Here is a 25,926-nt window from a genome sequence, read left to right on the forward strand (position 1 = left end):
GATTGCCGTTCGCCGCCGCATCGCCTACATAGCGGCCAACCTCCATTCAATTTGACAAATCCAGTCAGTTTCTCTGGGCCAGTCAGTTTTTCWGGGAAAGCGCGCGTGGCACGCCAGTTCATCTATCACATGGCCGGCCTCAACAAGGCCTATGGCACCAAGAAGGTGCTCGAGAACATCCATCTGTCCTTCTATCCAGATGCCAAGATCGGCATTCTCGGCCCTAACGGCGCCGGCAAGTCGACGATCCTCAAGATCATGGCCGGGCTCGACAAGGAGTGGAACGGCGAGGCGTGGCTCGCCGAAGGCGCCACCGTCGGCTATTTGGCGCAGGAGCCGGCGCTCGATCCGAAGAAGACCGTGTTCGAGAACATCATGGAAGGCGTCGCAGCCAAGACCGCCATCATCGAACGCTACAATGAACTGATGATGAACTATTCCGACGAGACGGCCGACGAGTCGGCCAAGCTCCAGGACGAGATGGACCGGCTGAACCTTTGGGACCTCGAACAGCAGGTCGAGATGGCGATGGAAGCACTGGGCTGCCCGCCCAAGGACGCCGACGTCACCAAGCTGTCGGGCGGCGAGCGCCGCCGTGTCGCGCTCTGTCAGCTCTTGCTGCGCCAGCCCGACCTGCTACTGCTCGACGAACCGACCAACCATCTCGACGCCGAGACCACGGCGTGGCTGGAAAAGCATCTGCGCGCTTACCCCGGCGCAGTGATGATCATCACCCACGATCGCTACTTCCTCGACAATGTCACCGGCTGGATCCTGGAACTCGACCGCGGCCGCGGCATCCCCTACGAGGGCAACTACACCAAGTATCTCGAAGCCAAGGCCAAGCGCCTCAAGCAGGAAGGCCGCGAAGACGATGCCCGCCAGCGCGCCATCGGCCGCGAGCGCGAGTGGATCCAGTCGAGCCCCAAGGCCCGCCAGACCAAGTCCAAGGCGCGTATCCAGGCATTCCAGGATCTCCTGGATGCAGCCGACAAGCGGCGGCCGACGGACACGCAGATCGTCATCCCGCATGGCGAGCGGCTCGGCAATGTGGTGATCGAGGTCGACGGCCTGTCGAAGGGCTTTGGCGACACGCTGCTGATCGACGGCCTGGAATTCAAGCTGCCGCCCGGCGGCATCGTTGGCGTCATCGGCCCGAACGGCGCCGGCAAGACGACGCTGTTCCGCATGATCACCGGCCAGGAAAAGCCGGATGCCGGCACGGTCCGCGTCGGCGAGACGGTCAAGCTCGGCTATGTCGACCAAAGCCGCGATGCGCTCGATCCGTCAAAGACGGTTTGGGAAGAGATTTCCGGCGGCGCCGAAGTGGTCAAGCTCGGCAAGTTCGAAGCCAATACGCGCGCCTATTGCGCGTCGTTCAACTTCCGGGGCGGCGACCAGCAGCAGAAGGTCGGCAACCTCTCCGGCGGCCAGCGCAACCGCGTGCATCTGGCCAAGATGCTGAAGACCGGCGGCAACGTGCTGCTGCTCGACGAACCGACCAACGACCTCGATACGGAAACGCTGGCGGCGCTCGAAGACGCGCTGGAGAATTTTGGCGGCTGCGCGGTCATCATCTCGCACGATCGCATGTTCCTCGATCGCCTGGCGACGCATATCCTCGCCTTCGAGGGCGACAGCCATGTCGAATGGTTCGAGGGCAATTTCGAGGATTACGAGCAGGACAAGATCCGCCGCCTCGGGCCGGATGCCGTCAACCCGCACCGCATGACCTACAAGAGGCTGACGCGGTAAGGGTTTTTCGGCGGCGAATTCTCAAGCGACATGAGGAGCTCACATGGCTGATTGGTCCGCCGCCCAATATCTGAAATTCGAGGACGAGCGCACGCGACCCGCGCGTGATCTCGCGGCGCAGGTACCGGTGGATTTCCCGCGCCGGGTCGTCGACATCGGATGTGGTCCGGGCAACTCGACCGAGCTGCTTGTCGAGCGCTGGCCGGATGCGCAGGTGAGCGGCTTCGACACGTCGCCCGACATGATCGAGAAGGCGAGGGCGCGCCTGCCTGACGTCACCTTTGACCTTGCAGATGCCTCCAAATGGCAGCCGGCAGTGCCGGTCGATGTGATCTTCGCCAACGCGGTGTTCCAGTGGCTGCCCGAGCATCCGGCGGTCTTCCAGCGGCTGATGGGTTTTTTGGCCCCCGGCGGCGCGCTCGCCGTCCAGATGCCCGACAATATGGACGAGGACTCGCATCGCCTGATGCGGGCGACCGCGGCCGAAATGCCGTTTGCCGACAAGATCAAGGGTGCGGCGCGCGCTCCGCTGCCGCCGGTTTCGTTCTATTATGATCTGTTGTCGCCGCTCAGCGATCGGCTGGACATCTGGCACACCATCTACAACCATCCGCTTGCCGACGCAGAGGCGATCGTTGAATGGGTGAAATCGACCGGGTTGAAACCGTTCCTCGATCCGCTCGAGGCGGACGAGCGCAAAATGTTCCTCGACAGCTACACGGCGAAGATCGCCAAGGCCTATCCGCAGACGGCGAACGGCAAGGTGCTTTTGCGCTTTCCGCGCATCTTCATCGTCGCCAAGCGGGCCTGATTGTCGCGCCAGTTGCGGCCGCTTGACCCGGTTTCGCCGCCGTGCGCATTTCATCGCGTTGGGGTCACGATGGCCCATGGCAGGGGTGGGTGATGACACTGAAAAAGATGCTTTTCGGCGGCGGCGTGTGCGCGGCAGTGCTTCTGGCGTTCTCGATCTCGGCGGAGGCCAAGCGGGCGCGTTGCTATACCAGCGATGACGGCTATTTCTCATGCAGCTACAGGGCGATCGACGACGCGGGCAGCTTCCGCATCTCGGCGCCGGGCTACCCGACCTATGTCCTGGAGATCGACGGGCCGGGCTTTGCCTATGGCTATGTCAATCTCGGCCGCCGCAATGTGCCGCTGCCGGGACAGTTCGTGCGCAGTCGCGACGACGGCGCCTGCTGGAACAACCCGCAGACCAACACCAAGCTGTGCGCCTGGTGAAGTCAGATTTAAGCCGGCGTCAACCGCCTCGGTGAGAAAAGTGTTGCGCCCGAGCGTTTCGGCGCCCACATGAAGCCCGCAGCGCCTGCGGATGGGACGGACTGGACACATGCATCGCGTCATCATCAGCGGCATTGGCGTTGAAATACCCGAACCCAAGATCAGCAATGAAGAACTGGTCTCCAGCTTCAATGCCTGGGTCGACATGGAGAACGCGCGCCGCCAGGGCACCGACGAGCCGCCGCTGGCGAAATCGGACAGCGACTTCATCGTCCACGCCTCGGGCGTACGCACACGCCACGTGATCGAGCGCGAAGGCATTCTCGACCCGACCCGCATGGCGCCGCGCATTCCGGCACGGGCCGATGACGCGCTGTCGCTTCAGGCCGAGTTCGGCATTGCCTCGGCGCGAAAGGCTCTCGACCATGCCGGGCTGAAGCCGTCCGATATCGACCTGGTGATCTGCTCGGCCTCGCATCATCAGCGGCCCTATCCGGCGATCGCCATCGAAATGCAGGCGGCGCTTGGCACCAGGGGCGCCGGATTCGACATGGGGCTTGGTTGCTCTTCGGCTGCTGCTGCCTTGCACATCGCCGTCAGCTTGGTGCGGTCTGGCGCGCACAAGCGCATTCTGGTGACGACGCCCGAGATCATCACCGGCCATCTCAATTTCCGCGACCGGCAGACGCATTTCATCTTCGGCGACGCCTCGGTGTCGATGGTGGTCGAAGGGCTGGCGCAAGGCGAGAAGCGGCCGGGCCGCTTCGAGGTGCTGGAAACGCGTACCTGGACGCAGATGTCGAACAACATCCGCACCAATCTGGGCTACCACACCCGCACCGCCCAGGATGATCCTTACATGATCAATCTGGAGGGAAACCTGATCAAGCAGGTCGGCAACAAGGTGTTCAAGGAAGTCACCGTCGCCGGGCACAAATTCATCGTCGAATTCCTCGCCGAGCATGGGCTGACGCCGCAGGCAGTCCGGCGCTTCTGGCTGCATCAGGCCAATGCGCGCATGAACGCCATGATCCTGAAACTGTCGTTCGGCCATGAGGTCGACCACGATCGCGCGCCGATGGTGCTGGAGCGGCTGGGCAACACGGCGGGCGCCGGCGCGATCGTGGCGCTGTCGGAGAACCATGCCGATATGAAGCCCGGGGATTTCGGCTTGATCTGCGCGTTTGGCGCCGGATATTCGATAGGCGGTGCGCTTCTCAGAATGCTGTAGACTCGGGCATTCGATATTCAGCCGGCCTGCGGATTCGGTGCTCCCGCACCCCAAAGCGCGCCCCGTTGCGGTTCCCGGAATCCACCATTCCAGTCGCTTCGCGCCGATCTTCTATTCCCCTCAGCCTGACCTCGATCTCAACAGCTCCCCACGTTCGGGAGTGTCTCGGTTTGAAATCAACGCTTCTGAAAAAGGAAGTTTTGCAATGAGTGATGCCCGATGCAGTTGCGGTGCTCTGACGCTCACGCTTCCAGGACCATCAAAACTGGTCGTCGCCTGTCATTGTCTTGACTGCCAACGCAGGACTGGCGCGCCATTTGGCGTCGGCGCCTTTTATCCGGTCGACGCCGTTGCCATCTCCGGAACCGCGAAAGAGTTCACTCGCGACGCAGCAAGCGGCGGCAAAGTCCACACCTACTTCTGTCCAGACTGCGGATCGACGATCTATTGGAAGGCCGACAAGCTGCCGTCTTTCATCGGCGTTGCGGTCGGCGCGCTGGCAGACCCGAACTACCCGCCCCCCGTCAGGTCGGTTTTTGAGCAGTCGAAACATGATTGGGTTAAAATCGATGGCGCTGTCGAACACTTCCAGCAAAGCAGTGCGGCAAGAAAATCAGGCTGAGACGGCGCTCACCTGCCGTATCGGGCTGGCGCGAACGGCACCAGCATCGGCACCTGCCTGGCATAGTTGTCATAGGCGCTGCCCAGTTCGCCGCGCATGAAGTGTTCCTCGAGTTTTGCCTTCGTCACGATGCCGATGATGAGCAAAGCGGTTCCGACAATGCCCCAAACCGTACCTTTTGCCGCCATTGTGGCCAGGATCGCCACCAGCAGTCCGGTGTAGATCGGATGCCGGACCAGCCTATAGGGGCCGGTGTCGACGACGTGGTGTCCGGCCTTGGCGGTAATGGTGCCTGACCACAGCCTGCCGAGATGCAGGCGCGCCCACCAGGCAAAGGCGATGCCGATGGCGATCAGGACGACACAAATCCATGCCTCGGCGAAGTTCGGCATCCACAACCTGAGTCGGCCTTCATAGCCGTGCGCTGGAATGAACAGCAACGCCGCGCCGACCAGCCAGAGAATCCGATAGCGAACCTCCACCCTGAACCCGGCGCGTTTCTGGGCAGGGTCGGCCCAGAGCGCGGCGGCGGCCCAGGTCACCACCCAGATCAGCCAAAGCAGCGCGATTGCTGTCCCGGGACGCATAAGAACCTCCGCAGACTTGGTCTGGCGTCACCATGAAGCCGGCGCGGCGCGGCAGCAATGCGGCGTTGCGTGGACTGGTTCCACTTTCAGGTAAGAAGATCGTGATCCGCGCCGGACCTCATTCATTGGGACAGCTGAACATCCATTGCACGCCAAAGGCGTCGACCAGCATGCCGAAGCTGGTTCCCCAATATTGCCGCGCCATAGGGACGGTGATCCGGCCGCCCGCGGCCATGCGGGCGAAAAGCTGCCGCATCGCCGACAGGCTGTCGAATTCCAGGCAAAGGGCGGAGCCTTTCATCGGCTCGGCATCGTCATTGTCCGAGGCATGAAACAGAACGCCCGGACCTTCGAATCGCGCATGCAACACCTTTCCGCGCATGGCTTCGGTCCGCACCGGCATGGTGTTGTCGCCCCAGCGCAGCAGGATAGTCGCCCGGCCAAGACCGCACTGTTCGTAGAAGGCCAGTGCCGGCTCGCAATTGGTGGTGAAGAACAGCGAAGGTGAGAGCCGCATCGGTTCGCTACTGTTCATCGCGGCCGCCAGATCACTGCGCGGCGGCGGTCGCGGCAGCGACAAGTGCTTCGCCTGAATATTGCCGACTGCCGATACCCCAGCCGCCGTCGGGCGCATTGACGATGTTGATCCAGGTGTTTTCAGGCCGGTGGCCGGGCACGCAGAGCGCGGCGACAATCCCGGCGGCCGCATTGATGAACGCATTTCGGGCTTCGATCGAACCAAGGCCGATGTTCGGCAGCTTCAGTTCGACCATGACCACCGGCCGGTTGGCACCTCCGGCATAGATGCGATGCAGCGGCAGGACGTGGACCGTGCCGCCGACGATCGCTGTGAAGAACGCATTGCCTGTGGCGCCGGAGGCTTCGATGAGGGCGGCACTCAGACGCGGCAGGATCTCGCGCTCTCCCGCCGGTGTCAGTACGCCTTCGGGCGCGGTCACGGTGATTGGCATTTGGCTCTCCTTTTTCGCTGGTTTCCATGGCAAGACGGCAGACATGTGTTCCGGCTTGCCATGTTTCGTATCAATTGTTACGTTATGCGGAGAAGGTGAGTCAATAGGTTTCGTATCGATCACATGGATAATTTGGAAAAGCCTCGGGGCGGCCGGCCACGCGCGTTCGACCTCGATCGGGCGCTGGATGCGGCGATGCATCTGTTTTGGGAGCATGGCTATGAGGCGACGTCGCTGGCCATGCTGCGCGAGGCGATGGGGCTGACGCCGCCGCAGATCTACAACGCCTTCACCGACAAGGAGAGTTTGTTCCGCAAGGCGCTGACGCGCTACCACCAGACCGAGATCGGCTTTGCGCTGGAGGCGCTGAGCGCGCCGGTGCCGACGGGGGAGGCGATCCGGCGGTTGCTGCTCGGCGCGGCGGAGGCCTATTCCAGACCCGGCAAGCCGGGTGGCTGTCTGTTCGTCAGCGGTGCGCTCGCCGCCTCGCCGCAGGCGCAAGCCATTGCCGATGAACTCAAGGCCTATCGCAAGGCAAGTGAAGCGGCGATCGCCGAGCGGCTGGCCAAGGGCCGGGCAATCGGTGACCTACCGGACGGCCTCGCCGTCGAGGGCTTCGCCAAATACCTGACCGGCGTCATGAACGGCATGTCGATCCAGGCGCGCGACGGCGCTTCGGTCGAAGAGTTGCGCACTTTGGCCCAAACCGCTCTTGCGGCGTTCGCAATCGAAGGGCAAAAACAGGCGCATCATCCAAGGAATGAAGCCGATGCTGGATCTCTTCCCCGAGGCTGAAAAGCCTGTCGAAATCGTCCCGGCGCGTAAGCTGGTCGCCAAGGTGGCCGCGCTTTATCTGGCGCCGTCGGATCATTTCGAGACGCGCCCGGTCGACGCGTTGCGGCTGAGCTTCGATGGCATATCAGGTGATTTCCACGCCGGCGCGACACGGCGCTCCGGCGGGCGCGAGCCCTGGTATCCGCGAGGCACCGAAATGCGCAACGAGCGGCAATTGTCGGTCGTGGCGGCGGACGAGCTGGCCATCGTTGCCGACCGGATGGGCCTGGCCGAGATCAAGCCGGAGTGGATCGGCGCCAATCTTTTGATCGAAGGTGTGCCGCGTCTGTCTATGCTGCCGGCCGGCACGCTGCTGTTCTTCAAGGACGGCGTCACCATCAAGGTCGACGCGCAGAACGGACCTTGCCGCATCGCCGGCCGATCGATCGCCGAGCATGCCGGGATGGCCGACATCGAGGCCGGCGCGCTGCTGTTCCCGAAATCGGCGAAGCGGCTGCGCGGCCTCGTCGCCTGGGTCGAGAAGCCGGGAACGATCAAGGCCGGCGAAGAGATATCGGTGCGGGTGCCCGAGCAGTGGATCTATCTGAGCTAGACTCTCGCCCGTATTGAAATGCCGCATAGGGTAGGGGCTACGCCGCCGAGGCGGCGTAGCGATATCTCCGAACTGGCCTCAGGCTTTGCGGTTCTTCTTCGCGCCCTGCGCCATGATGGAAACGTCGTCCCACTTTTCCCAGGTGGCGATGCGGTTGGCGTATTCCTGCTTGATCATCGGCAGGCCGCCATCGCCGAAGAACACGCGCAGTGGCGGTTCGGCGGCATCGACAATGGCCAGCATCGCCGGTCCGGTGGCCTCGGGATCGCCGGCGACCGAATTGGCGCGGCGCTCGGCCATCTTGGCGCGGGCGGGCGCATAGGCCTCGATCGGCTTGGAGACCTTGGCCGACGGCCCGGCCCAGTCGGTGGAGAAGCCGCCCGGTTCGACCAGTGTCACATGGATGCCGAACTCCGCGACCTCGATGCCGAGCGACTGGCTGAAGGCCTCCAGCGCCCATTTCGAGGCATGGTAGAGGCCAAGCGAGGCAAAGGCATTGACGCCGCCGATCGACGAGATCTGGATGATGTGGCCGGAGCGCTGCGCCCGCATGATCGGCAGCGCGGCCTGGGTGACCCATAGGGCGCCCAAGACATTGGTTTCGATCTGGTCGCGGGCTTCCTGTTCGCTGACTTCCTCGATGGCGCCGAAATGGCCATAGCCGGCATTGTTGATGACGATATCGAGCCGGCCAAAGCGCTTGTGCGCCTCGGTGATCGCGGCGTCGACGGCCGTCTTGTCGGTGACGTCGAGCTTTATCGCGGCGATATTGTCGCCATACTTCTCGACGAGATCGGCGAGCGTGCCGGCATCGCGGGCGGTCGCGGCGACGCGATCGCCACGGGCGAGTGCAGCCTCGGCCCAGACGCGGCCAAAGCCCTTCGACGATCCAGTGATGAACCAAACCTTGTTTGTCATGATGTGGAGTCCTTGCCCCTGCGGGCGTGATTTCGTGTGAAAGCGGAGGCTTCTCCGCTTTCGGGCATATACGGACGATCGCGCGTTTTTCCAGAGGCGAAGGATATCTTTTTGAACAAGCCGCCTTGTTGATCAGGGGTATTGCACCGGGCTCGACCATGCCGGGTCGTCGTGTTTTTGCCAATAGAGCGCCATCAGGCGGCGGGTGATCGGCCCGACCTTGCCGCCCGCGATCCGGTCGCCGTCGATCTCCGTCACCGGCATGATGCCGCCGGCGGTCGAGGTGATGAAGACCTCGTCAGCTTCGCGCAAAGCGGCGACACTGACATCGGTGGCAACGGCGGCGAGACCTTGTTCAGCGCAGAGATCGAAGACGGTGCGCCGGGTGATGCCGGGCAGCACGCCAATGGCCGGCGTCGACAGTTTGCCGTTCTTGACGCAGAAGACGTTGAAGCCCGGGCCCTCGGCGACATTGCCGCTAAAATCGAGAATCAGCGCGGTCTCGGCGCCGCGGTCATAGGCATCATAGAGGCCGCGCACCAGATCGAGCCAGTGGTAATTCTTGATCGCCGGGTCGATCGAGGCCGGCGGGATACGCACCTTGTCGCTGATGGCGACACGCAGGCCGCGCTGCAACTGCTCGGCATTGGCGACCGAGCCGAACGGCACCGCGAACGCCATGAAGCGGTTGACCGCCTGCCGTGGGTCGCGGCTGAAGGTCGGCGAGGCGCCGCGCGTGCACAGCATTTCGACATAGGCGCTGCGATGTCCCGACAACGCCACGCAATTGTGCAGGATTTCGGTCACGCGTTCACGGTCGAAGGGGATCGTCATGCGCAGCTTTTCCAGCCCGCTGAAGAAACGGTCGAGATGCAGGTCGAGGCGGAAGAAGCGGCCGTTCCAGACATGCACGGTGTCGTAGGTAGCGTCGGAATGCAGAAAACCCCAGTCCAACACCGAGACCTTGGCTTGCGACATCGGCAGGTACTGGCCGTCGAGGAAGGCAACCCCGTCGGGATAGGAATGCGGGTCTACGTGGCTGTCGCTGACCGTTGGCAGTGGCTTCTCATTCGGTCTTGCGATCGTCTGGCGCATCGGGGCGTCCTCTCGCACAAGGCGGGATCAGCAGGCTATCGGCGCCACGCGGAAGGCATAGAGCCAGCCGACAGGCGCCGTTCGTCCTCGATGGCGATCCGGCCGATACATTGGACTGGAATTGCCCTATGTTGCGGGCTCTGACCGGGAGGGGACATGGGCAGGTTCGGGACCGTCATCGCAGCCATGATGATTTTCGCCGCCACAGGCCAAGCCAGTGCCCAATGCGCGCGCGAAGGCGAGGAACTGTGCCAGAGCGGCCAGACCTATCGCTGCGAGAAAACCGGCAGCGAATTGACGCCGATCTTCCAAAACGTGCCTTGCGCGGTGAATGCGCCGACGCTGAGCGGCACCTGGGTCGGCAGCGGCCACCAGAGCCCGGCCGGGGCCACCGGTGCCGACTGGTCGATCGCTATGACGATCAATGATAGCGGCGCATCGATCGACTATCCGTCACTTGGCTGCGGCGGATCCCTGTCCCAGACGTCCAGCGACGAGACATCAGCGGAATACCATGAGAGCATCACTTACGGTCAGGACAAGTGCATCGACGGCGGCAACGTCACCGTCAGGTTTTTCAAGGGAAATCTGTCCTGGACATGGACCGGCCAGGCGGACGGCCAGCCCTACAATGCGGTCGCCGTGCTGACGCGGCAATAACAGGCTCTGCCTCATTCCTCCTCGTCGTCGGCATCGAGCAGTCGCGTGGCTCGCCAGCGGGTGAGCATGATGTTGGTCTGTTCGATGACGAAGAAACGCGCCGAGTCGCGGTCATAGCCTTCGCCCAGCAGTTTTTCATAATCGGTGTGCACGTGGCGGATGTGGGCAATGGTCGCCAACCACACGGCGATGGTCGGTGGCAACGTCTTCATGTGAACCGAGCCGGCATCCGCGCGGATCTTCTCCATGTCGGCATAGGGCGCCAGCGGCAGCAGTGCTGTCAGCGCCTTGGCGATGGCGCGGCGGCGGCCGGTCGGCGCTGTTCTCATCGCCGAATCCGATTGGGCTCGTCGCGCCCTTCAATGGTCGCCTCGGCGAAGGCATCGGTCGAGGCGAAGTAGGGTTTTATGTCGATGACCGGCGTGCCATCGAGCACGTCGATGGCGTCGAGATCGAGGCGGCCGGTGCCGATGTCGAGCCCGACGAGTTTTGCCACATGCAGGCCGACCGGGTTCGGTCGGGCAGGGGAGCGCAGGCCGAATACGCCTTTTGCTTCAGCCGCATGGCGAGGTTTCTGCACAATCAGAGTCCGCGGCGCATGATGCATCCAGGACAGGATGATGATGTGGCTGGCGCGCTCCAGCCCCTGCAGGCCACTGCGATAGGGCGCGTCGATGGTCACCACGGCCGGCTGCCCGGTCTCGCGCGCGGCGCGCATGTTCTTGGGGCAGGTCTCCCGTGTCGTCCATGGCGAGGTGATGCGGCCGATGAAGACGATGCCGCCGTCGGCCGGCATCAGTGCCGGATCGTTTTCCAGCTTCTGCTCGCCGTCGCGCGCCTCGAACATCTCACGTGGTCCGGTCATTGCGCCCTCGCATCTTTGGACGTGCATGTCGTTGCCCCAAAACCGCTACACACTTTTGGGCGAGATGCACCAAGGGATCACGCAAGCGGCATTTTCTTGTCCGGAAGCGACATAGCGCTTGCAAGGATGCGAAAATCGACATAAACATATGTTTATATCTTTTTCAAAGAGAATACTCTGATGCATGTCTCGCTCGACACCATGGTGGACACATTGAAGGCGGCGGCCGAATCCAGCCGCCTGCGCATATTGGCACTGTTGTCGCGCGGCGACCTCACCGTTTCCGATCTTACCGAAATTCTCGGTCAATCGCAGCCGCGCGTTTCGCGGCACCTCAAGCTGCTGCTGGAGGCCGGGCTAATCGGCCGCTACCAGGAAGGGTCGTGGGCCTTCTTTCGCCTGTCTGATGCGGATTCCGCGCGCGGCTTCGTCATGGGGCTGGTTTCCAGCATTCGCGGCGCCGACCCGCAGGTCGAGCGCGATCTCGAGCGGCTGGGCTCGGTCAAACGCAAGCGGCAGGACCGGGCAGCCGAGTATTTTTCGGTGAATGCGGCAAGCTGGGACCATATCCGCTCGCTGCATGTGCCGGACCGCGCCGTCGAAGCCGCGATGCTGAAGCTGGTCGGCAAGCGGCCGTTCCAGTCGATGCTGGACCTCGGCACCGGCACCGGGCGCCTGCTCGAAATCTTTTCGCCGCTATACCGGCGCGGCGTCGGCATCGACATGTCGCGCGAGATGCTGACCGTGGCGCGTGCCAATCTCGACAAGGCAGGCGTTTCGAATGCTCAGGTGCGGCAGGGTGACATCTTCGCGCCGCCGGTCGAGCGCGATGCCTTCGATCTCGTCACCATCCACCAGGTGCTGCACTATCTCGACGATCCCGCGCGCGCCATCCACGAGGCGGCGCGGCTTTTGCGGCCGGCCGGGCGGCTGGTCATCGTCGACTTCGCGCCGCACACGCTGGAATTCCTGCGCGACGAACACGCGCATATGCGGCTCGGCTTTTCCGACCGGCAGATCGCCGACTGGTTTGCGGAAGCCGGCCTCGATCTCGAAGACAGCCAGGAGTTCGAGCCACGCGGCGGCAACGAAGCCAGGCTCACTGTAAAACTCTGGCTTGGGCGCGACCGGCGCCTGCTGATCGCCGATCCTTCCAACGACACAAGGCAGATAAGGGAAATTGCCTGATGAACCAGTTCCGCTTTTCCCGCCGCCCCGACATTGGCGACAAGGTCCGGGTTTCCTTCGAGTTCTTCCCGCCCAAGACCGACGAGATGGAGGCACGGCTGTGGGACACGGTGACCCGGCTGGAGCCGCTGAAGCCGAAATTCGTCTCGGTGACCTATGGCGCCGGCGGCTCGACGCGTGAGCGCACCGCCCGCACGGTAAAGCGCATCCTGACGGAAACCGGTATTCCGGCCGCGGCGCATCTGACCTGCGTCGGTGCAACGCGCGACGAGGTCGACGCGGTCATCCAGGACTATAAGTCGATCGGCATCAACCGGTTCGTGGCGCTGCGCGGCGATCCGGCCTCGGGTGTCGGCGAACCCTATCGCCCGCATCCCGGTGGCTACGAGAATGGTGCGGAACTGGTCGCCGGACTCAAGAAGATCGCGGATTTCGACATCTCCGTCGCGGCTTATCCGGAAAAGCACCCGCAGAGCCCCGATTTCGCCACCGACATCGAGATGCTGAAACGCAAGGTCGACAATGGTGCGACGCGCGCCATCACCCAGTTCTTCTTCGACAATGATCTCTACGAGCGCTATGTCGAGCGCGTCCGCCGCGCCGGCATCTACATCCCCATCGTGCCGGGCATCCAGCCGGTTCACAGTTTCAAGCAGGTCGCAAACTTTTCCGCGAGGGCAGGCGCGCATGTGCCCGGCTGGCTGGCGGAGCGGTTCGAGGGCCTTGACCGGGATCCGCAGACGCACGCGCTGGTGGCATCGGCGGTGGCGGCCGAACAGGTCATGGACCTGGTCGAGCGCGGGGTCGGGGATTTCCATTTCTACACGATGAACCGAGCCGATCTGGTATTTGCCATCTGCCACATGATCGGCATCCGCTCACACGAAGCCGAGGCGACGGGTTCGGCTGCGGCTTAGAGCAATTCCCCGTTCGGAATTGCGTCAAAGAGCTTCCGAAATGCAAAAAGGCCGGGTAAAAACCCGGCCTTTTTCGATGGTTTCGACTATGTGGTGCTGGTCTTCCCCGTCTTGGCGGGTCAGGGAAGAAAGCCCATAATGAGGGCTCCGATGAAGGCGAACGCAGCACAGATCATCAATGCGTTGATAGGCCTCGTAAGTCCCATGACATAGCCTCCTCTTAAAGAGCTATGTCTGAGAGACTAGGTTCATTTGTGCCACAGGCAAGCGAAAAATGTGCTGCATTGCGACGTGATTGCCAGATTTGCGACCCGCCTTTTGCCGTTAGGCATTGAAACTCTTCGGCAAAAACCCGCTTCAGACCTGTGAACAAAATGTGGCGGCGATGTGTCACTATCGTGTCATGGCAGCGCTACCGCGGCGCTCTAACGCCTTCCGAACAGCCGCCCGTCGATGGTGACGAGGCCAAGTGCGATCAGCACCACGCCGCCGATTTCGAACAGTTCGAGCCGTTCGCCGAGGAACAGGAAGCCGAGCAGCATGGCGCTTGCCGGCACGATGAGCGTGACCAGCGAGGCATTGGTGGCGCCGGCCGAGGCGACGAGGTTGAAATAGAGGATGTAGGCGAAGGCGGTGGACAAAAGCGCCAGCGCCAGCACCGCCGCCCAGACCGGAGGCGAGGCGGAGAACAGACCGGCAGGGCCATAAGTGAAGAGCACGATCGGGATCATGATGATGGTCGAGGCGGTCAATTGTCCGGTGGCGATGACCGGCGAGGGGACGCCTTTGAAGCGGCGGGCGACCATCAGCGCCACGCCATAGGAAAGCGAAGCGCCGATCAGCGCGAACTTGGCCCAGACCGGGCCGCCGAGCCCGGCAAGCAGGCCGGGGCCAATCATCACCGCCGTGCCGGCGACGCCGAGCGCAATGCCGGCCAGCTTGTTCCAGGAGAGCTTTTCGTCTGATGTCAGCGCGTTGGCGAGGATCAAAGTCCAGAACGGCGTCGTTGCGTTGAGCACCGAGGCGACGCCGGCGCCAAGCTGGGTCTGGCCGGCGAAGATCAGCGAGAAAGGGACGACATTGTTGGTCAATGCCAGCAGGAAGAACAGGCCGGCATGGGGAAGCGCGAGGCGGAAAGACGGTCCGCGAATGGCGAGATAGAGCTGCAGCGCGATCGCCGCGATGGCGACGCGAAACAGCACCAGCACCAGCGGATGAAGTTCCGCCACCGCGATGCGGGCAAAGAAGAACGAGCCACCCCAGATCGCACCGAGCAGCAGGAGCTGTCCCCAGTCCTTGAGCACCATCGGCCCGCGTGGCGCTGATGTCGCGGCCATTGCCATGTCAATCGTCCTCCCCAGATGGCCTGAATGCCAGCCGGTCAGCCAGAACGCATATCGGGTCTGGCGACAAGGGCCACCCGAAACCTGACTGATGGCAAACTCTGCCACTTGGACCTAGCGCAGCTGCGTCAGTGCCACGAGACACAGAATTGTTTTCATTAGCCGCTAGCTTGGATTAATTGTGCGCAGCCGACATGAGGATTCGTCCATGCAGCGATTCGAGAATGCCCGCGAGGCGGCACTGGCGCTTCGCCCGGACGATCCGGTCTATTGCTTCCGCCCGCAGGTGCTGATGGCGGATGCCAGGCAGTTCATGGGCATGTTCCCCGGCAAGACCGCCTATGCGGTCAAGACCAATGGCGAGCCGATCGTACTCAAGGCGCTGGTTGAGGCCGGCGTCACTGCTTTCGATGTTGCCTCGCCAGGCGAGTTCGCCGCCGTGCGCGCGGTCTCACCCGATGCCGAGATGCTCTACATGCACCCGGTCAAGGCGCAGTCGGACATCAAGCTGGCGCTGGAGAAGTACGCCATCCGTGTCATTTCGCTCGACCATGAGGACGAGATCACAAAGCTGACACGGGTGGTGCGGGCGCTTGACATCGATCCGGGCGCGATAGCCGTTTTCGTGCGGGTGCAGACCAAGGGGCTTGCCGCCTACGAACTGTCGAAGAAGTTCGGCGCCGGGCCGGCCTATGCGGTCGAGCTGGCGGAGCGGCTGAACCGCACTGGCTACAAGGTCGGCCTGTGTTTCCATGTCGGCAGCCAGATCGAGGATCCCGATACCTATGAGCGGGCGCTGGCCTCGGCCGACTGGGTGCGCAACCGCCTGACCTTCGACATTGCCGGGCTCGATGTCGGCGGCGGCTTTCCGGCCGAGTATGGGCATGATCCCAACCGCAAGCACATCGAGATGCCGTCGCTCGGCCAGATCATGTCGCGGCTTTCCGGCGACCTCAAGGAATACCAATTCGACCAGATACCGCTGGTGGCCGAGCCGGGCAGGGTGATCGTGGCGCGCTGCCTGTCGCTGATCGTGCGGGTGCTCTTGCGCAAGGGCAAGCGGCTCTACATCAATGACGGCATCTGGGCGTCGCTGTCGGACTCCTGGACCGGCAAGATCACGCTGCCGGCGCGTTTCATCCCCGATCCGGCGATCCGCTCGCGCAATGGGGAGGAAAAGAACATCGTGCCGTTCAAGGTCTGCGGCGCGACATGCGATTCCGTCGACATCCTGTCGCGGCCGTTCTGGTTGCCTGAAACGGTCGACACCGGCGACTGGATCGAGATCGGCCATATCGGCGCCTATTCGCTGTCGCTCAGGACCCGCTTCAACGGCTTTTACCCCGACACCTTCGTCGAGGTGACGACGCCGTTCGACGAAGGCGACGCGCCGCAAGGGTTTGCGAGTTTGGAGACGATGGCGAATTAGTGAGGTGGTGAGTAGAAGCAGCCCTTCTATTCACTACTTACTATTCGCACTCACTAGAGCCTCGCCAAAAGCTCCGGCGTCGGCCAGCCGTCCACAGGCAGGCCAAGGCGCATCTGCTCCTTGCGGATGGCTTCGCGGGTGTTGGTGCCGAGGATGCCGTCGACCGTGCCGACATCGTAGCCCCTGGCTTCCAGCCTGGTCTGCAACGCCTTCAGTTGCTCGTTGTTGAGGCCGGTCTCGGGATTGCGCGGATCGAACTGTGGCGCGCCCGCCAGCCTGGCGGCGAGGTTGGCAGCGGTCAGCGCGTAGGTGAAGGACTGGTTCCATTCGAGATAGACGTCGAAATTGTCGTAGGTGAGGAAGGCTGGCCCCTTGCGGCCCATCGGCAGCGCGAGGCCCGCTTTCAGACCATTGTCGACCAACGGGGCGCCGCTGGGGTAGGTGACGCCCCATTGCGCCCATTGCGTCAGCGGCAGCTTGTTGGTGCGCCCGGTCTGGTCCCACGGCATGTCGTCGGGCACGCGGACTTCCTGGATCCAGGGCTCGTCACGTTTCCAGCCACGCGACAGCACCTTGTTGGCGGTGGTCATGATCACATCCGGTACGTTGCCGCGCAGGTCGACCTTTCCGTCGCCATCGCCGTCGACGCCGCGCGCCAGATAGTCGGAAGGCAGGATCTGCGTCTGGCCGATCTCACCGGCCCAGGCACCCCTGACATCGGCCGGCACGACGCCGCGATCGATCAATTCCAGAAGTGGCACAAGCTGAGGCCGAAACAGTTGCGGGCGACGGCAATCATGGGACAGCGTCACCAGGGCGCTCAGCGTGTGGAAATCGCCCTGCACGGCGCCGAAATCGGTCTCCAGTGCCCAGAAGGCGGCGATGATCGGTGCCTGGACGCCGAATTGCTGGTCGGCACGGGCGAAGACATCGGCGTATTTCTTCATGTTCGCCGCGCCCTGCTTCAGCCGGTAGGCCGAGATCATGCGATTGGAAAATTCGGTGAAGGTCTGGGTGAAGACGCCCTGGGCGCGGTCGCGCGCCAGGACCTTGTCGTCGATGGTGGCATCCTCCAGCGCGTCCAGACCCACTGCACCGACACCAGCCGACTTGGCTTCCGCCGCTACGCCCTGTTTCCAGGCTTCGAAGTCGCCGCCACATTCCTGCGCCATCGCCGGCAAGGCCGTGGCGCACAAGAATAGCGCCGCGAGGGCTTGGGAACGCAGTCGCATCAGCTTCCTTTCGAACGAATGAGGGCATTTGTCGTGCCCCCCCTCGGAAGCCCCAACGCCCTTGATTACGGCCGGTTGCACTCTTTGCCGCCGGCTGTGTCGAAAAGCAAGCGGCAGGCCCGGTGTCAACGGTGTTCTGCCGCAGCCCCTTATACTGCTCTGCTTCGCTGCGGTTAAACCGGGGGTCAACGGGTGTTCTGCCACAGCCCCCTTTTCCAGGCGACTTCGTTGCCGTTGAACCGGGCTCAACGGGTGTTCTGCCGCAACCACTTGTTCCACGCAGCTTCGCTGCCGTTGAAGACGTTGATGTCGGACTTGCCGGTCATGCCCGGAACGACGCCGGTTCCGGTGTATTGCCAGAAGGTGAAGGGGTGACTGCCGTATTTTTCGCGCGGATGGCCGGCGACGGATCGCAGCCAGTAGGGATAGCCGCGGAAGGTCGATAGCTGGTTGTCGTCGAAGAAGTCGACCGAGGTGTAGATGATCGGCTTCTTGCCGTAGTGCCGTTCGACGATTTCGAGGAAGGTGGTCATCTCCGAGCGCACCGTGGCGGCATCGGGACGCAACCTGCAGGTTGGCGACTTCGGGTTCCACTCCATGTCGAGGACCGGCGGCATCGCCGAGCGATCGACCGGGACGTTCTGGATGAACCAGCGCGCCTGCTGGGCGGCGGGCGTGCAGAAGTAGTAGAAGTGGTAGGCCGCGCGCGGAACGCCGGCGGCTTTCGTGCGGGCCCAGTGTTCGTTGAAATATTCATCGAAGCGGTCGCCGCCCTCGGTCGCCTTGATGAAGGCGAAGGAGATGCCGCTGGCCTTGGCAGCCGGCCAGTCGACCGATGTCTGGTATTTGGACACATCGGTGCCGTGGACGGCATAGTTCCACGGCGCGCCGCTGTCCCATTCATGCGGCTTGGAATCGGCGAAGCGCGGCGCGCGCACGGCAACCGTCGTCGGGCTGCTGGACGCAGACGGCGACAGCGGCGAGAGATCGTCCACCGTCGAGCAGGCGCTAAGCAGTGTAAGCATGATGAGGCCCGCAAGACGGCGCATCGCAACTCCCGAGCCGGATTCAGCCGGTCGCTGATGGGTCTGTGCACTGATGGCCGGCGCTTGGTCTGGCCCCCGACGAGCGATCGCCCCACAGCATCGCCCGGTATCTTCGCTTTCGTGCATGTCGTTGTCCCAAAACCGCTGCGCAGTTTTGGGCGACATGCATTGATCGCCGAACATGGTTGATATCAGGTTGACGGCGCTCGACAAGCACTGCGATTTGCGGAAGCAATGGCGGCAAATCGATGACATAAGCGTCAGGCAGGGGCCTGGGAGGAAACAAATGCGGACCGTCGCCAAGATCGTCAGATGGCTGCTTGGCCTGGTCGTGCTGGCGATCGCCGCGCTCTTCGCCTGGCTCTACATCGCACCGCCGGAATTGATCCGTGTCGGTTCGGGCTATTCGGCCAAGATTGTCTGCTCGAACGTCTTCATCGCCGGTCGCGACGCCAATGAGGTGCTCGCGGTCGACGTGCAGGCGCCTGGGCACCCGCTGCTGCGGCTGATGCGGGTCTCGGTGGACAAGAACAGGGGAACGGTCTCGGCGGGCCTGCTCGGCTTCCTTGGCAAGAGCCTCGCTGTCGCCCGTGATGGGCTGGGCTGCGCCTCGGTTCCCGATGGCGATGTCGGCAAGGCGCGACGGACGGCGGTCTATGCCGAACCGTCGGCGGTCAGCCAGGACGCGCTGTGGCCGGAGGGCGAGCGGGTCGAGCCATCACAGGACCCGGTGATTGCCAAGCTGCTCGACGATGCGGCGCTGACCGGCACCGGCATGCGTGCGGTGGTGGTGGTCAAGAATGGCCGCGTCGTCGCCGAGCGCTATGGCGCGGGATTCTCGGCAAAGACGCCGATGCTCGGCTGGTCGATGACCAAGACGGTGAACGCCGCGATCGTCGGCACGCTGGTCAAGGACGGCAAGATGGCGGTCGACAACAAAGGCCTGTTCTCGCCATGGAAGGCGGACGGCCGCGCCGCGATCAGCCTTGCCGACATGATGGCGATGTCGAGCGGACTGGAGTTCAACGAGGACTATGGCGACGTTGCCGACGTCACGCGCATGCTCTACCTCGAACCCGACATGGCAGGCTTCGCCGAAGCCAAGCCGCTGGTGGCCGAGGTCGGCAAAGTGTTTACCTATTCGAGCGGCACGGCGGTGATGCTGTCGCGCCTCTGGCAGGATGCGATGGGCGACAAGGGCAAGGCGCTGACGTGGCCACGAACGGCGCTGTTCGAGCCGCTCGGCATGCACAGCGCGGTGCTCGAGACCGATGAACAGGGCACCTTCGTCGGCTCGTCCTATCTCTATGCCACGGCGCGTGACTGGGCTCGCTTCGGCCAGTTCCTGCTGCAACGTGGCGTGTGGAACGGCAACCAGGTGCTGCCGGCCGGCTTCGTCGACTGGATGCGGGAGCCGGCGCCGGCCTCGAAAGTCTACGGCAAGGGCCAGTTGTGGATCGAGGCACCGGGCGACGAGAAAAAGCCCGGCGCTGGCGTGGCGGCGGGCCTGCCCAAGGACACCTACTGGATGGAAGGCCATGACGGGCAGACGGTGACCATCATTCCCTCGGAGCAACTGGTGGTGGTGCGGCTCGGGCTGACGCCGGCCAAGCTCGGCTACCGCCCTCAGGCGATGGTCGGGGCTCTGGTGGCCGCGCTACATTAGCTTCTACGGACGCGGCCCGATCACGGCCAGCCACGCATAGCCGCGATAAAGCGTGCGGAAACGGAAGCTTGCGCCGGCTCGACGAGATTCCGATTCCAGGACCTCGCGCAGGGTTGAGCGCGGCGCGACATGGAACTTCTTGAGCCAGCCGCGCAGCAATGCCCGGAACCAACCCGGCAGGCCTTCCTGCTGGCCGAAATCGACGATATGCAGCGAACCATTCGATAACAGCGCAGCAAGTGCCGCCGACACCGTCTTTTCCCAGCCAGGGATCATCGACAGCGAATAGGAGACGAAGATGCGGTCGAACCGTTCGACACCGTAAAGCGAGTCTGTGTCGAAATCGGTGGCGTCGCCCCTCGCCAGCGTGACGCGGCCCGACAGGCCTTCGCGGGCAATGGCAGTGCCGGCCGTCTCCAGCATCTCGGCCGAAATATCGAGGCCGAAGAAGCGGGCGTCGGGATAGCGGCGGGCGGCCAGGATGATGTTGCGGCCGGTGCCGCAGCCGAGTTCAAGCACGGTGCCGCCGGCCGGTACGTCGAGCCCAGAGATCATCAGGTCGCGGCCGAGCAAATAGTATTTGCGGGTCAGGTCGTAGATGTGGCGCTGCCAGCGGTAGACGCCGTCCATCAGTTCGGCATGGCTGGCCGGCAGCTCGGTGGTGCTCATGCTGCGCGCTTCTCATAGAGATGGAAGCCGCCATAGATGGCCGAACGGTCACGGGCCGAGAATTCGCGCGACGCCTCGTCCTGATAATTCCACTGGTCGAGCAGCGAGCTGGAAACCCGGCCGGGCAACAGGCTGGGCTCGGCCGCGGTGCGGAAGATGACGCGGGCGCCGGCCGACGCGGTGCGGGTGATTTCGGACCATAGCGCATTGAGCTGGTCGTCGGTCATCCAGTCCTGCGCATCGAGCAGGATGAAGCGGTCGACCGCGCCTGCATCCTTGCCGGCAAGGAACTCGATCAGATTGGCATGGTGGATGGCGACGCGGTCGACATTGCCGCGGATGGCTTCGTAATTCCGCTTTTCGAGATAGGCGGGCAGGGCGGCCTCGCCGGGATTCGGATAGCGGCGGGCGAAGGCCTGCCAGGCGAAGTAGTTGTTCTCCAGCGGAAAATCGCAAGCGAGCTTTTCCAGCCGGGCCTTGAGCACACTGGCCATGGTGCCGTCACCCGACGTGATCAGCGAATCATACTGCGCCGGCGGAATGCCGAGGCCGAACAGCGAGGCTTTGCGCGACGTCGCCCATTTCAGCAGCGGCTTGTCGAAGACCGGCGCCAGTTTCTCGTTGAAGAAGCGGCGCTGCTCGCCGATGTTACGGGCCTGCATGATGCCGGCAGGATCGACACCGAAGAACTTTGCCGTGCGGTGGCCCATGGCGATGAACAGGCCGAGCAGGCCGGTCTGGTAGAAATTGCGGTCGAAGACGGCGATGCGCCGGCGGCCGCGCCAGTTGCGCCGCTCCCAGTAGTGACGGCTGACCGGGTCGAGATGCGGCGCGATGAAACGGTCGTAGGCTTGCGAATTGTGGCTGGTGTCGGCGGCGCCGAAGAAGCGAAACAGGTCGCCCTGCGAAGGCAGGTGGCGCATGGCCTCCAGCTTCATGCGGTTCAACGCGATATGCGCTGCATTGAGGTCGACGGCGTCAATTTGTGCTGGCGAACGGGTCAGGTAGGCGAGGATGTTGCAGCCGCCGGAGGCGATGGTGACGACGCGATGGCCCTGGCCAAGCTGCATCGCCTCCATGTCGACATCGGGGTCCTCCCAGATCTGCGGGTAGACGAGGCCGGAAAACAGGAAGGCGAACAGCCGCTCCGAGATGCCGGCTTTCGACAGCGGGCGGTTCTGGTAGACGGCCTTTCCAACTTCCTTGCCGCGGCGAAAAACCAGATCTGCGGAAACGTCCGTCATGGCAAGGTGATTCCCCATTTGCTTTGGCGCAAGCGGGTAGCGCAGGGTCATGACAGGCCAGTGACAGCCTGTTGACGTAGCTTCAGGCCTTGCCAAACCCGCCCGGCGTCGGCGTCGTCAGGATGACGGCGTCGCCGGCCTGAAGCACGGTCTGGTCGCAGGCTTTCAACAGGTCGATCGCGCCGTCCTTGCGGCGGACCTTGGTCGAGCCGACTTCGCCGTCGCCGCCACCGTCCAAGCCTTGCGGCGGGCGGTTGCGATGCGAGGACAGGATCGCGCATTCCATCTTCTCGAGGAAACGGATGGTGCGCTTTGTGCCGTCGCCGGCGCTCCATCTGCCCTTGCCGCCGGAACCTTCCCGAATGTGGAAATCCTCGAGCAGCACGGGAAAGCGCAGTTCCAGCACTTCCGGGTCGGTGAGGCGCGAATTGGTCATATGGGTGTGGACGCCGGAAGTGCCGGCGAAGCCGCGGCCTGAGTTCATTTTGCCAGCGGGCGAGCCGGAACAGATCGTCTCGTAATACTGGTAGTGCTTGTTGCCGAAGGTCAGGTTGTTCATGGTGCCTTGCGCGTTGGCCATGGCGCCCATGGCGCCGAACAGCGCATTGGTGACGTGCTGCGAGGTCTCGACATTGCCGGCCACGACGGCGGCAGGGTAGGCGGGTTTGAGCATGCAGCCGTCGGGAATGATGATGTTGATTGGCCGCAAACAGCCGGCATTCATCGGGATCATGTCTTCGACCATGACGCGGAAGGCATAGAGGACCGCCGCGCGGGCAACCGGCTCGGGCGCATTGAAATTGTTCTTCATGACCGGCGACGTGCCGGTGAAGTCGACAGTCGCCTCGCGCCGTTGCCGATCCACCGTGATCTTCACCTTGATGAGCTGGCCGGTATCGGTCGGATATTCATATTCGGAAGCGTCCGGCAGCCGCTCCAGCACGCGGCGCACGCTCTCGGCGGCGTTGTCCTGGACATGGCCCATATAGGCTTCGACGACATCGAGGCCGAAATGCGCGACCATCTTGCGCAGTTCCGCGACGCCTTTCTCGTTGGCGGCGATCTGCGCCTTGAGGTCGGCGATGTTCTGGTGCGGATTGCGGGCCGGCCACCGGTGGTCGGTGAGCAGCGTTTCCAGTTCCTTCTCGCGGAAGCGGCCGCGATCGACAATGCGGAAATTGTCGAACAGCACGCCTTCCTCGTCGACCGTTGTGGCGAGCGGCGTCATCGAGCCGGGCGCCGTGCCGCCGATATCGGCGTGGTGGCCACGCGAGGCGGCCCAAAACAGGATTTTCTGCTGAGCGTCGTCGAAAACCGGCGTCACCACGGTGATATCGGGCAAATGGGTGCCGCCATTGTAGGGGGCGTTGAGGGCAAAGACGTCGCCGGGGTGGATGTCGCCGGAATTCAGCCGGATGATGGTTTCGACCGAACGATCCATGGAGCCTAGATGCACCGGCATGTGCGGCGCATTGGCGACCAGCGCGCCGTTGTGGTCGAAGACGGCGCAGGAGAAATCCAGCCGCTCCTTGATGTTGACGGAATAGGCGGTGTTCTGCAGCGTCACGCCCATCTGCTCGGCGATCGACATGAACAGATTGTTGAAGACTTCCAGCATCACCGGATCGGCCTCGGTGCCGAGCGCTGCCTGCCGCTGCTTCTCCTCGACGCGGCGCAACAGCACATGATTCTTGGCGGTGATCTCGGCCTGCCAGCCCGGCTCGACGACGATGGTCTGGTTCGGCTCGATGATCAGCGCAGGACCGGCAATTCTATGCCCGGGCTTGAGCCCTTCGCGGCGGAGGATGTCGGCGTCACGCCAGATGCCGTCGGAAAAGATTTTTCCAACCTCCGAGGGACTTGCGGCGATATCTTCGACCGCTGAATCGGTTTCGTCGCGTTCCGTGCCGCCGGTGTCTGTGCCCTCGACGCCGACGGTCTCGACAATCATCGGCTTGTTGTCATAGACGAAACCGAACTGCGCCTTGTGGGCAATTTCGAAATCGCGCTTGGCCTTGAAAATCGAGTCTTCCTCGAAATTCACCGGCAGTGTCGTGTCGGTGCCGTCATATCGAATGTGCAGTACCGGCTTCGCGGCAACCATGTCCTCGGCGATGCCTTGCACTGCGAATTCGGCGATGACGGCCTTTTTCAAGGTGGCGATCAGGTTGCCGATCTCGGTTCTGGACTCTTCCGCCAGCGGCTTCAGCAGCGCCTGTTGGCGCGAGGCAAAAACCGAGGACAGGCCAATGCCATAGGCCGACAGCAGGCCGGAAAAGGGATGGATCAGCACCGCTTCCATGCCGAGCGCGTCGGCAACCAGGCAAGCATGCTGGCCGCCGGCGCCACCGAAGCAATTGAGCAGATATTCGGTGACGTCGTAGCCGCGCTGGACGGAAATCTTCTTGATGGCATTGGCCATGTTTTCCACGGCGATGGTGACGAACCCTTCGGCGACAGCCTCGGGCGTGCGGCCGTCGCCGATTTCGGCGGCCAGTGCGGTGAATTTTTCGCGCACCGTCTCGACGTCGAGCGGCTGGTCCTGGGCGGGACCAAATATCTTCGGAAAGAAATCGGGCTGCAGCTTGCCCAGCATGACATTGGCGTCGGTGACGGCCAGCGGTCCGCCGCGGCGATAGGCGGCCGGGCCGGGGTTGGCGCCGGCGGAATCGGGTCCGGCGCGGAAACGGCCGGCCTCGTAGTGGAGGATCGAGCCGCCGCCGGCGGCGACAGTGTGGATACGCATCATCGGCGCGCGGATCCGCACGCCGGCGACCTCGGTGTCGAAGGCACGCTCATACTCGCCGTCATAGTGGGCGACATCGGTGGAGGTGCCGCCCATGTCGAAACCGATGACCTTGCCGAAGCCGGCAAGCTTCGCCGTCTCGACCATGCCGACAACGCCGCCCGCTGGCCCGGATAGCAGCGCGTCCTTGCCCTGGAACATGTCGGCGGCGGTCAGCCCGCCAGAGGACATCATGAACATGAGGTGGGGAGATTGGCCGGGCGCCGCGCCCAATTCCCCCGCCACAATCTGCACATATCTCGACAGGATCGGCGACAGATAGGCGTCGACCACGGCGGTGTCGCCGCGGCCGACCAGCTTGATCAGAGGCGACACCTCATGGCTGACGGAAACCTGGCCGAAGCCGAGCTTTCGGCAGACTTTTGCCACCGCCTTCTCGTGGTCGGGGTATTTCCAGGCATGCATGAAGACGATGGCCACGGCGTCGATGCCATCGGCTTTCGCCTGCTCGATCGCCGGCCGGCAAGCGGCGATGTCGAGTAGCCGTTCGATGCTGCCATCGGCGCGCACGCGCTCGTTGATCTCGATGACGCGCTCATAGAGCTGTTCGGGAAGGATGATCTCCTTGGCGAAGATGTCCGGCCGCGCCTGATAGGCGATCTTCAGCGCGTCGCGAAACCCCTTGGTGATGAGGAGCAGCACCCGGTCGCCCTTGCGCTCCAGAAGGGCGTTGGTGGCGACGGTGGTGCCCATCTTGATGTCGCCGATCAGGCCCGGCGGGATTGCGCCGCCGGAGGACAGGCCGAGAAGGTCGCGAATGCCCTGGATAGCGGCATCGGCATAGGCTTCGGGATTTTCGGAGAGAAGCTTGCGCGGATGCAGCCCGCCTTGTGGGTCGCGGCCGATGACGTCGGTGAAGGTACCGCCGCGATCGATCCAGAAATCCCACGTCGCGGTCATGGCAGCTCCCAGCAGTTTCAGTTCGATTTGTTCAACACATCCTGTTAGTTCGCCGTTGTCTGACGGGCAATCGCAAACGGGCCAGATGATATTACATACGGAAACGCAACGTTACGAAACTCATGGCCGTCTGATGCATTCCCCTTCGACCGTTCA

General features: G+C 63.3%; 25 protein-coding genes. 12 read left to right on the plus strand and 13 right to left on the minus strand.

From position 1 onward, the window contains the following. The first annotated feature begins 105 nt into the window (after positions 1-105). The 5 genes from ettA (at position 106) to AC1DZP_RS10120 (ending at position 4,847) form a co-directional block, all read left to right on the plus strand. Entirely contained in the window at positions 106-1,755 is a 1,650-nt protein-coding gene (gene ettA / locus AC1DZP_RS10100; RefSeq protein ID WP_477301977.1) for an energy-dependent translational throttle protein EttA, read from the plus strand. 43 nt (positions 1,756-1,798) lie between these two features. After that, on the plus strand, positions 1,799-2,566 hold the full coding sequence (gene tam / locus AC1DZP_RS10105) for a trans-aconitate 2-methyltransferase (protein WP_477301979.1): 768 nt from the start codon (positions 1,799-1,801) through the stop codon (positions 2,564-2,566). A 92-nt stretch (positions 2,567-2,658) separates the two neighbouring features. Further along, complete coding sequence (locus tag AC1DZP_RS10110; protein WP_477301980.1) at positions 2,659-2,994, plus strand: hypothetical protein; 336 nt, start codon at positions 2,659-2,661, stop codon at positions 2,992-2,994. A 109-nt stretch (positions 2,995-3,103) separates the two neighbouring features. Then, the gene (locus AC1DZP_RS10115; protein WP_477301981.1) at positions 3,104-4,225 is read left to right on the plus strand and encodes a beta-ketoacyl-ACP synthase III; all 1,122 of its coding nucleotides are present in this window, start codon (positions 3,104-3,106) and stop codon (positions 4,223-4,225) included. Between the two features lie 205 nt (positions 4,226-4,430). After that, positions 4,431-4,847 (plus strand): GFA family protein, encoded by a 417-nt coding sequence (locus AC1DZP_RS10120; protein ID WP_477301983.1) that lies wholly within the window; start codon positions 4,431-4,433, stop codon positions 4,845-4,847. Positions 4,848-4,855: 8 nt separating this feature from the next. On the opposite strand, the gene AC1DZP_RS10125 is transcribed toward AC1DZP_RS10120, so the two are convergent. The 3 genes from AC1DZP_RS10125 to AC1DZP_RS10135 form a co-directional block, all read right to left on the minus strand. Then, on the minus strand, positions 4,856-5,434 hold the full coding sequence (locus tag AC1DZP_RS10125; RefSeq protein ID WP_477301985.1) for a methyltransferase family protein: 579 nt from the start codon (positions 5,432-5,434) through the stop codon (positions 4,856-4,858). Positions 5,435-5,552: 118 nt separating this feature from the next. Further along, on the minus strand, positions 5,553-5,951 hold the full coding sequence (locus AC1DZP_RS10130; RefSeq protein ID WP_477302223.1) for a VOC family protein: 399 nt from the start codon (positions 5,949-5,951) through the stop codon (positions 5,553-5,555). A gap of 31 nt (positions 5,952-5,982) precedes the next feature. Next, positions 5,983-6,405, minus strand: coding sequence for a tautomerase family protein (locus tag AC1DZP_RS10135; protein ID WP_477301987.1), 423 nt, complete (start codon positions 6,403-6,405; stop codon positions 5,983-5,985). Between the two features lie 195 nt (positions 6,406-6,600). Between AC1DZP_RS10135 and AC1DZP_RS10140 the strand changes: the two genes are divergently transcribed. Continuing rightward, positions 6,601-7,200 (plus strand): TetR/AcrR family transcriptional regulator, encoded by a 600-nt coding sequence (locus AC1DZP_RS10140; protein WP_477301989.1) that lies wholly within the window; start codon positions 6,601-6,603, stop codon positions 7,198-7,200. After that, on the plus strand, positions 7,175-7,792 hold the full coding sequence (locus tag AC1DZP_RS10145) for an MOSC domain-containing protein (RefSeq protein WP_477301991.1): 618 nt from the start codon (positions 7,175-7,177) through the stop codon (positions 7,790-7,792). The genes AC1DZP_RS10140 and AC1DZP_RS10145 overlap by 26 nt, the downstream gene beginning before the upstream one ends. A gap of 78 nt (positions 7,793-7,870) precedes the next feature. Here AC1DZP_RS10145 and AC1DZP_RS10150 read toward each other — a convergent pair whose 3' ends face one another. Both AC1DZP_RS10150 and AC1DZP_RS10155 read right to left on the minus strand, forming a co-directional pair. Beyond that, positions 7,871-8,710, minus strand: coding sequence for an SDR family oxidoreductase (locus AC1DZP_RS10150; protein WP_477301993.1), 840 nt, complete (start codon positions 8,708-8,710; stop codon positions 7,871-7,873). Positions 8,711-8,842: 132 nt separating this feature from the next. After that, positions 8,843-9,805, minus strand: a complete 963-nt coding sequence (locus AC1DZP_RS10155) for a D-amino acid aminotransferase (RefSeq protein ID WP_477301995.1) — start codon at positions 9,803-9,805, stop codon at positions 8,843-8,845. Between the two features lie 156 nt (positions 9,806-9,961). Between AC1DZP_RS10155 and AC1DZP_RS10160 the strand changes: the two genes are divergently transcribed. Then, positions 9,962-10,465, plus strand: a complete 504-nt coding sequence (locus tag AC1DZP_RS10160) for a hypothetical protein (protein ID WP_477301997.1) — start codon at positions 9,962-9,964, stop codon at positions 10,463-10,465. A gap of 11 nt (positions 10,466-10,476) precedes the next feature. On the opposite strand, the gene AC1DZP_RS10165 is transcribed toward AC1DZP_RS10160, so the two are convergent. Next, on the minus strand, positions 10,477-10,794 hold the full coding sequence (locus AC1DZP_RS10165; protein WP_477301999.1) for a DUF2293 domain-containing protein: 318 nt from the start codon (positions 10,792-10,794) through the stop codon (positions 10,477-10,479). Beyond that, positions 10,791-11,330, minus strand: coding sequence for a tRNA (N6-threonylcarbamoyladenosine(37)-N6)-methyltransferase TrmO (gene tsaA / locus AC1DZP_RS10170; protein WP_457154110.1), 540 nt, complete (start codon positions 11,328-11,330; stop codon positions 10,791-10,793). Before tsaA ends, AC1DZP_RS10165 begins: the two co-directional genes overlap by 4 nt. Before the next feature lie 180 nt (positions 11,331-11,510). On the opposite strand from tsaA, the gene AC1DZP_RS10175 reads away from it, so the two are divergent. Next, a complete protein-coding gene (locus AC1DZP_RS10175) occupies positions 11,511-12,518 on the plus strand; it encodes an ArsR/SmtB family transcription factor (RefSeq protein WP_095086868.1) in 1,008 nt (335 codons plus the stop codon). After that, a complete protein-coding gene (metF, locus tag AC1DZP_RS10180; RefSeq protein ID WP_095086870.1) occupies positions 12,518-13,435 on the plus strand; it encodes a methylenetetrahydrofolate reductase [NAD(P)H] in 918 nt (305 codons plus the stop codon). Before AC1DZP_RS10175 ends, metF begins: the two co-directional genes overlap by 1 nt. 425 nt (positions 13,436-13,860) lie before the next feature. On the opposite strand, the gene AC1DZP_RS10185 is transcribed toward metF, so the two are convergent. Next, the gene (locus tag AC1DZP_RS10185) at positions 13,861-14,778 is read right to left on the minus strand and encodes a DMT family transporter (protein ID WP_477302001.1); all 918 of its coding nucleotides are present in this window, start codon (positions 14,776-14,778) and stop codon (positions 13,861-13,863) included. 208 nt (positions 14,779-14,986) lie between these two features. Between AC1DZP_RS10185 and AC1DZP_RS10190 the strand changes: the two genes are divergently transcribed. After that, entirely contained in the window at positions 14,987-16,207 is a 1,221-nt protein-coding gene (locus AC1DZP_RS10190) for an alanine racemase (RefSeq protein WP_095086875.1), read from the plus strand. A 53-nt stretch (positions 16,208-16,260) separates the two neighbouring features. On the opposite strand, the gene AC1DZP_RS10195 is transcribed toward AC1DZP_RS10190, so the two are convergent. Further along, on the minus strand, positions 16,261-17,439 hold the full coding sequence (locus tag AC1DZP_RS10195; protein WP_477302003.1) for a lytic murein transglycosylase: 1,179 nt from the start codon (positions 17,437-17,439) through the stop codon (positions 16,261-16,263). Between the two features lie 245 nt (positions 17,440-17,684). Then, the gene (locus tag AC1DZP_RS10200) at positions 17,685-18,488 is read right to left on the minus strand and encodes a glycoside hydrolase family 25 protein (RefSeq protein ID WP_477302005.1); all 804 of its coding nucleotides are present in this window, start codon (positions 18,486-18,488) and stop codon (positions 17,685-17,687) included. Between the two features lie 283 nt (positions 18,489-18,771). Here AC1DZP_RS10200 and AC1DZP_RS10205 point away from each other — a divergent pair, with 283 nt between their 5' ends. Beyond that, positions 18,772-20,151 (plus strand): serine hydrolase domain-containing protein, encoded by a 1,380-nt coding sequence (locus AC1DZP_RS10205; RefSeq protein WP_477302007.1) that lies wholly within the window; start codon positions 18,772-18,774, stop codon positions 20,149-20,151. 3 nt (positions 20,152-20,154) lie between these two features. On the opposite strand, the gene AC1DZP_RS10210 is transcribed toward AC1DZP_RS10205, so the two are convergent. Genes AC1DZP_RS10210 through AC1DZP_RS10220 form a run of 3 tightly spaced genes read right to left on the minus strand, consistent with a single transcriptional unit; the run spans position 20,155 to position 25,770 of the window. Continuing rightward, a complete protein-coding gene (locus AC1DZP_RS10210) occupies positions 20,155-20,820 on the minus strand; it encodes a class I SAM-dependent methyltransferase (RefSeq protein WP_477302009.1) in 666 nt (221 codons plus the stop codon). Next, positions 20,817-22,115 carry a BtaA family protein gene (locus AC1DZP_RS10215; RefSeq protein ID WP_477302011.1) on the minus strand — a complete coding sequence of 433 codons (1,299 nt, stop codon included), beginning with the start codon at positions 22,113-22,115 and terminating at the stop codon, positions 20,817-20,819. The genes AC1DZP_RS10210 and AC1DZP_RS10215 overlap by 4 nt, the downstream gene beginning before the upstream one ends. Positions 22,116-22,146: 31 nt before the next feature. After that, positions 22,147-25,770, minus strand: coding sequence for a hydantoinase B/oxoprolinase family protein (locus tag AC1DZP_RS10220; RefSeq protein WP_477302013.1), 3,624 nt, complete (start codon positions 25,768-25,770; stop codon positions 22,147-22,149). Positions 25,771-25,926: the final 156 nt, after the last annotated feature.

The organism is Mesorhizobium sp. P2_F8, assembly GCF_056403655.1.

Coding starts and splice junctions, on each gene's coding strand:
- AC1DZP_RS10140 (WP_477301989.1), top strand. CDS start 6,601: ATGCATCTGTTTTGGGAGCATGGCTATGAGGCGACGTCGCTGGCCATG.
- AC1DZP_RS10175 (WP_095086868.1), top strand. CDS start 11,511: ATGCATGTCTCGCTCGACACCATGGTGGACACATTGAAGGCGGCGGCC.
- AC1DZP_RS10130 (WP_477302223.1), bottom strand. CDS start 5,951: ATGCGGCTCTCACCTTCGCTGTTCTTCACCACCAATTGCGAGCCGGCA.
- AC1DZP_RS10155 (WP_477301995.1), bottom strand. CDS start 9,805: ATGCGCCAGACGATCGCAAGACCGAATGAGAAGCCACTGCCAACGGTC.
- AC1DZP_RS10220 (WP_477302013.1), bottom strand. CDS start 25,770: ATGACCGCGACGTGGGATTTCTGGATCGATCGCGGCGGTACCTTCACC.
- AC1DZP_RS10110 (WP_477301980.1), top strand. CDS start 2,659: ATGACACTGAAAAAGATGCTTTTCGGCGGCGGCGTGTGCGCGGCAGTG.
- AC1DZP_RS10115 (WP_477301981.1), top strand. CDS start 3,104: ATGCATCGCGTCATCATCAGCGGCATTGGCGTTGAAATACCCGAACCC.
- metF (WP_095086870.1), top strand. CDS start 12,518: ATGAACCAGTTCCGCTTTTCCCGCCGCCCCGACATTGGCGACAAGGTC.
- AC1DZP_RS10195 (WP_477302003.1), bottom strand. CDS start 17,439: ATGCGACTGCGTTCCCAAGCCCTCGCGGCGCTATTCTTGTGCGCCACG.
- AC1DZP_RS10215 (WP_477302011.1), bottom strand. CDS start 22,115: ATGACCCTGCGCTACCCGCTTGCGCCAAAGCAAATGGGGAATCACCTT.
- AC1DZP_RS10200 (WP_477302005.1), bottom strand. CDS start 18,488: ATGCGCCGTCTTGCGGGCCTCATCATGCTTACACTGCTTAGCGCCTGC.
- AC1DZP_RS10120 (WP_477301983.1), top strand. CDS start 4,431: ATGAGTGATGCCCGATGCAGTTGCGGTGCTCTGACGCTCACGCTTCCA.
- AC1DZP_RS10205 (WP_477302007.1), top strand. CDS start 18,772: ATGCGGACCGTCGCCAAGATCGTCAGATGGCTGCTTGGCCTGGTCGTG.
- AC1DZP_RS10145 (WP_477301991.1), top strand. CDS start 7,175: ATGCTGGATCTCTTCCCCGAGGCTGAAAAGCCTGTCGAAATCGTCCCG.
- tsaA (WP_457154110.1), bottom strand. CDS start 11,330: ATGACCGGACCACGTGAGATGTTCGAGGCGCGCGACGGCGAGCAGAAG.
- AC1DZP_RS10190 (WP_095086875.1), top strand. CDS start 14,987: ATGCAGCGATTCGAGAATGCCCGCGAGGCGGCACTGGCGCTTCGCCCG.
- AC1DZP_RS10165 (WP_477301999.1), bottom strand. CDS start 10,794: ATGAGAACAGCGCCGACCGGCCGCCGCCGCGCCATCGCCAAGGCGCTG.
- AC1DZP_RS10150 (WP_477301993.1), bottom strand. CDS start 8,710: ATGACAAACAAGGTTTGGTTCATCACTGGATCGTCGAAGGGCTTTGGC.
- AC1DZP_RS10210 (WP_477302009.1), bottom strand. CDS start 20,820: ATGAGCACCACCGAGCTGCCGGCCAGCCATGCCGAACTGATGGACGGC.
- AC1DZP_RS10135 (WP_477301987.1), bottom strand. CDS start 6,405: ATGCCAATCACCGTGACCGCGCCCGAAGGCGTACTGACACCGGCGGGA.
- AC1DZP_RS10160 (WP_477301997.1), top strand. CDS start 9,962: ATGGGCAGGTTCGGGACCGTCATCGCAGCCATGATGATTTTCGCCGCC.
- AC1DZP_RS10125 (WP_477301985.1), bottom strand. CDS start 5,434: ATGCGTCCCGGGACAGCAATCGCGCTGCTTTGGCTGATCTGGGTGGTG.
- AC1DZP_RS10185 (WP_477302001.1), bottom strand. CDS start 14,778: ATGGCAATGGCCGCGACATCAGCGCCACGCGGGCCGATGGTGCTCAAG.
- tam (WP_477301979.1), top strand. CDS start 1,799: ATGGCTGATTGGTCCGCCGCCCAATATCTGAAATTCGAGGACGAGCGC.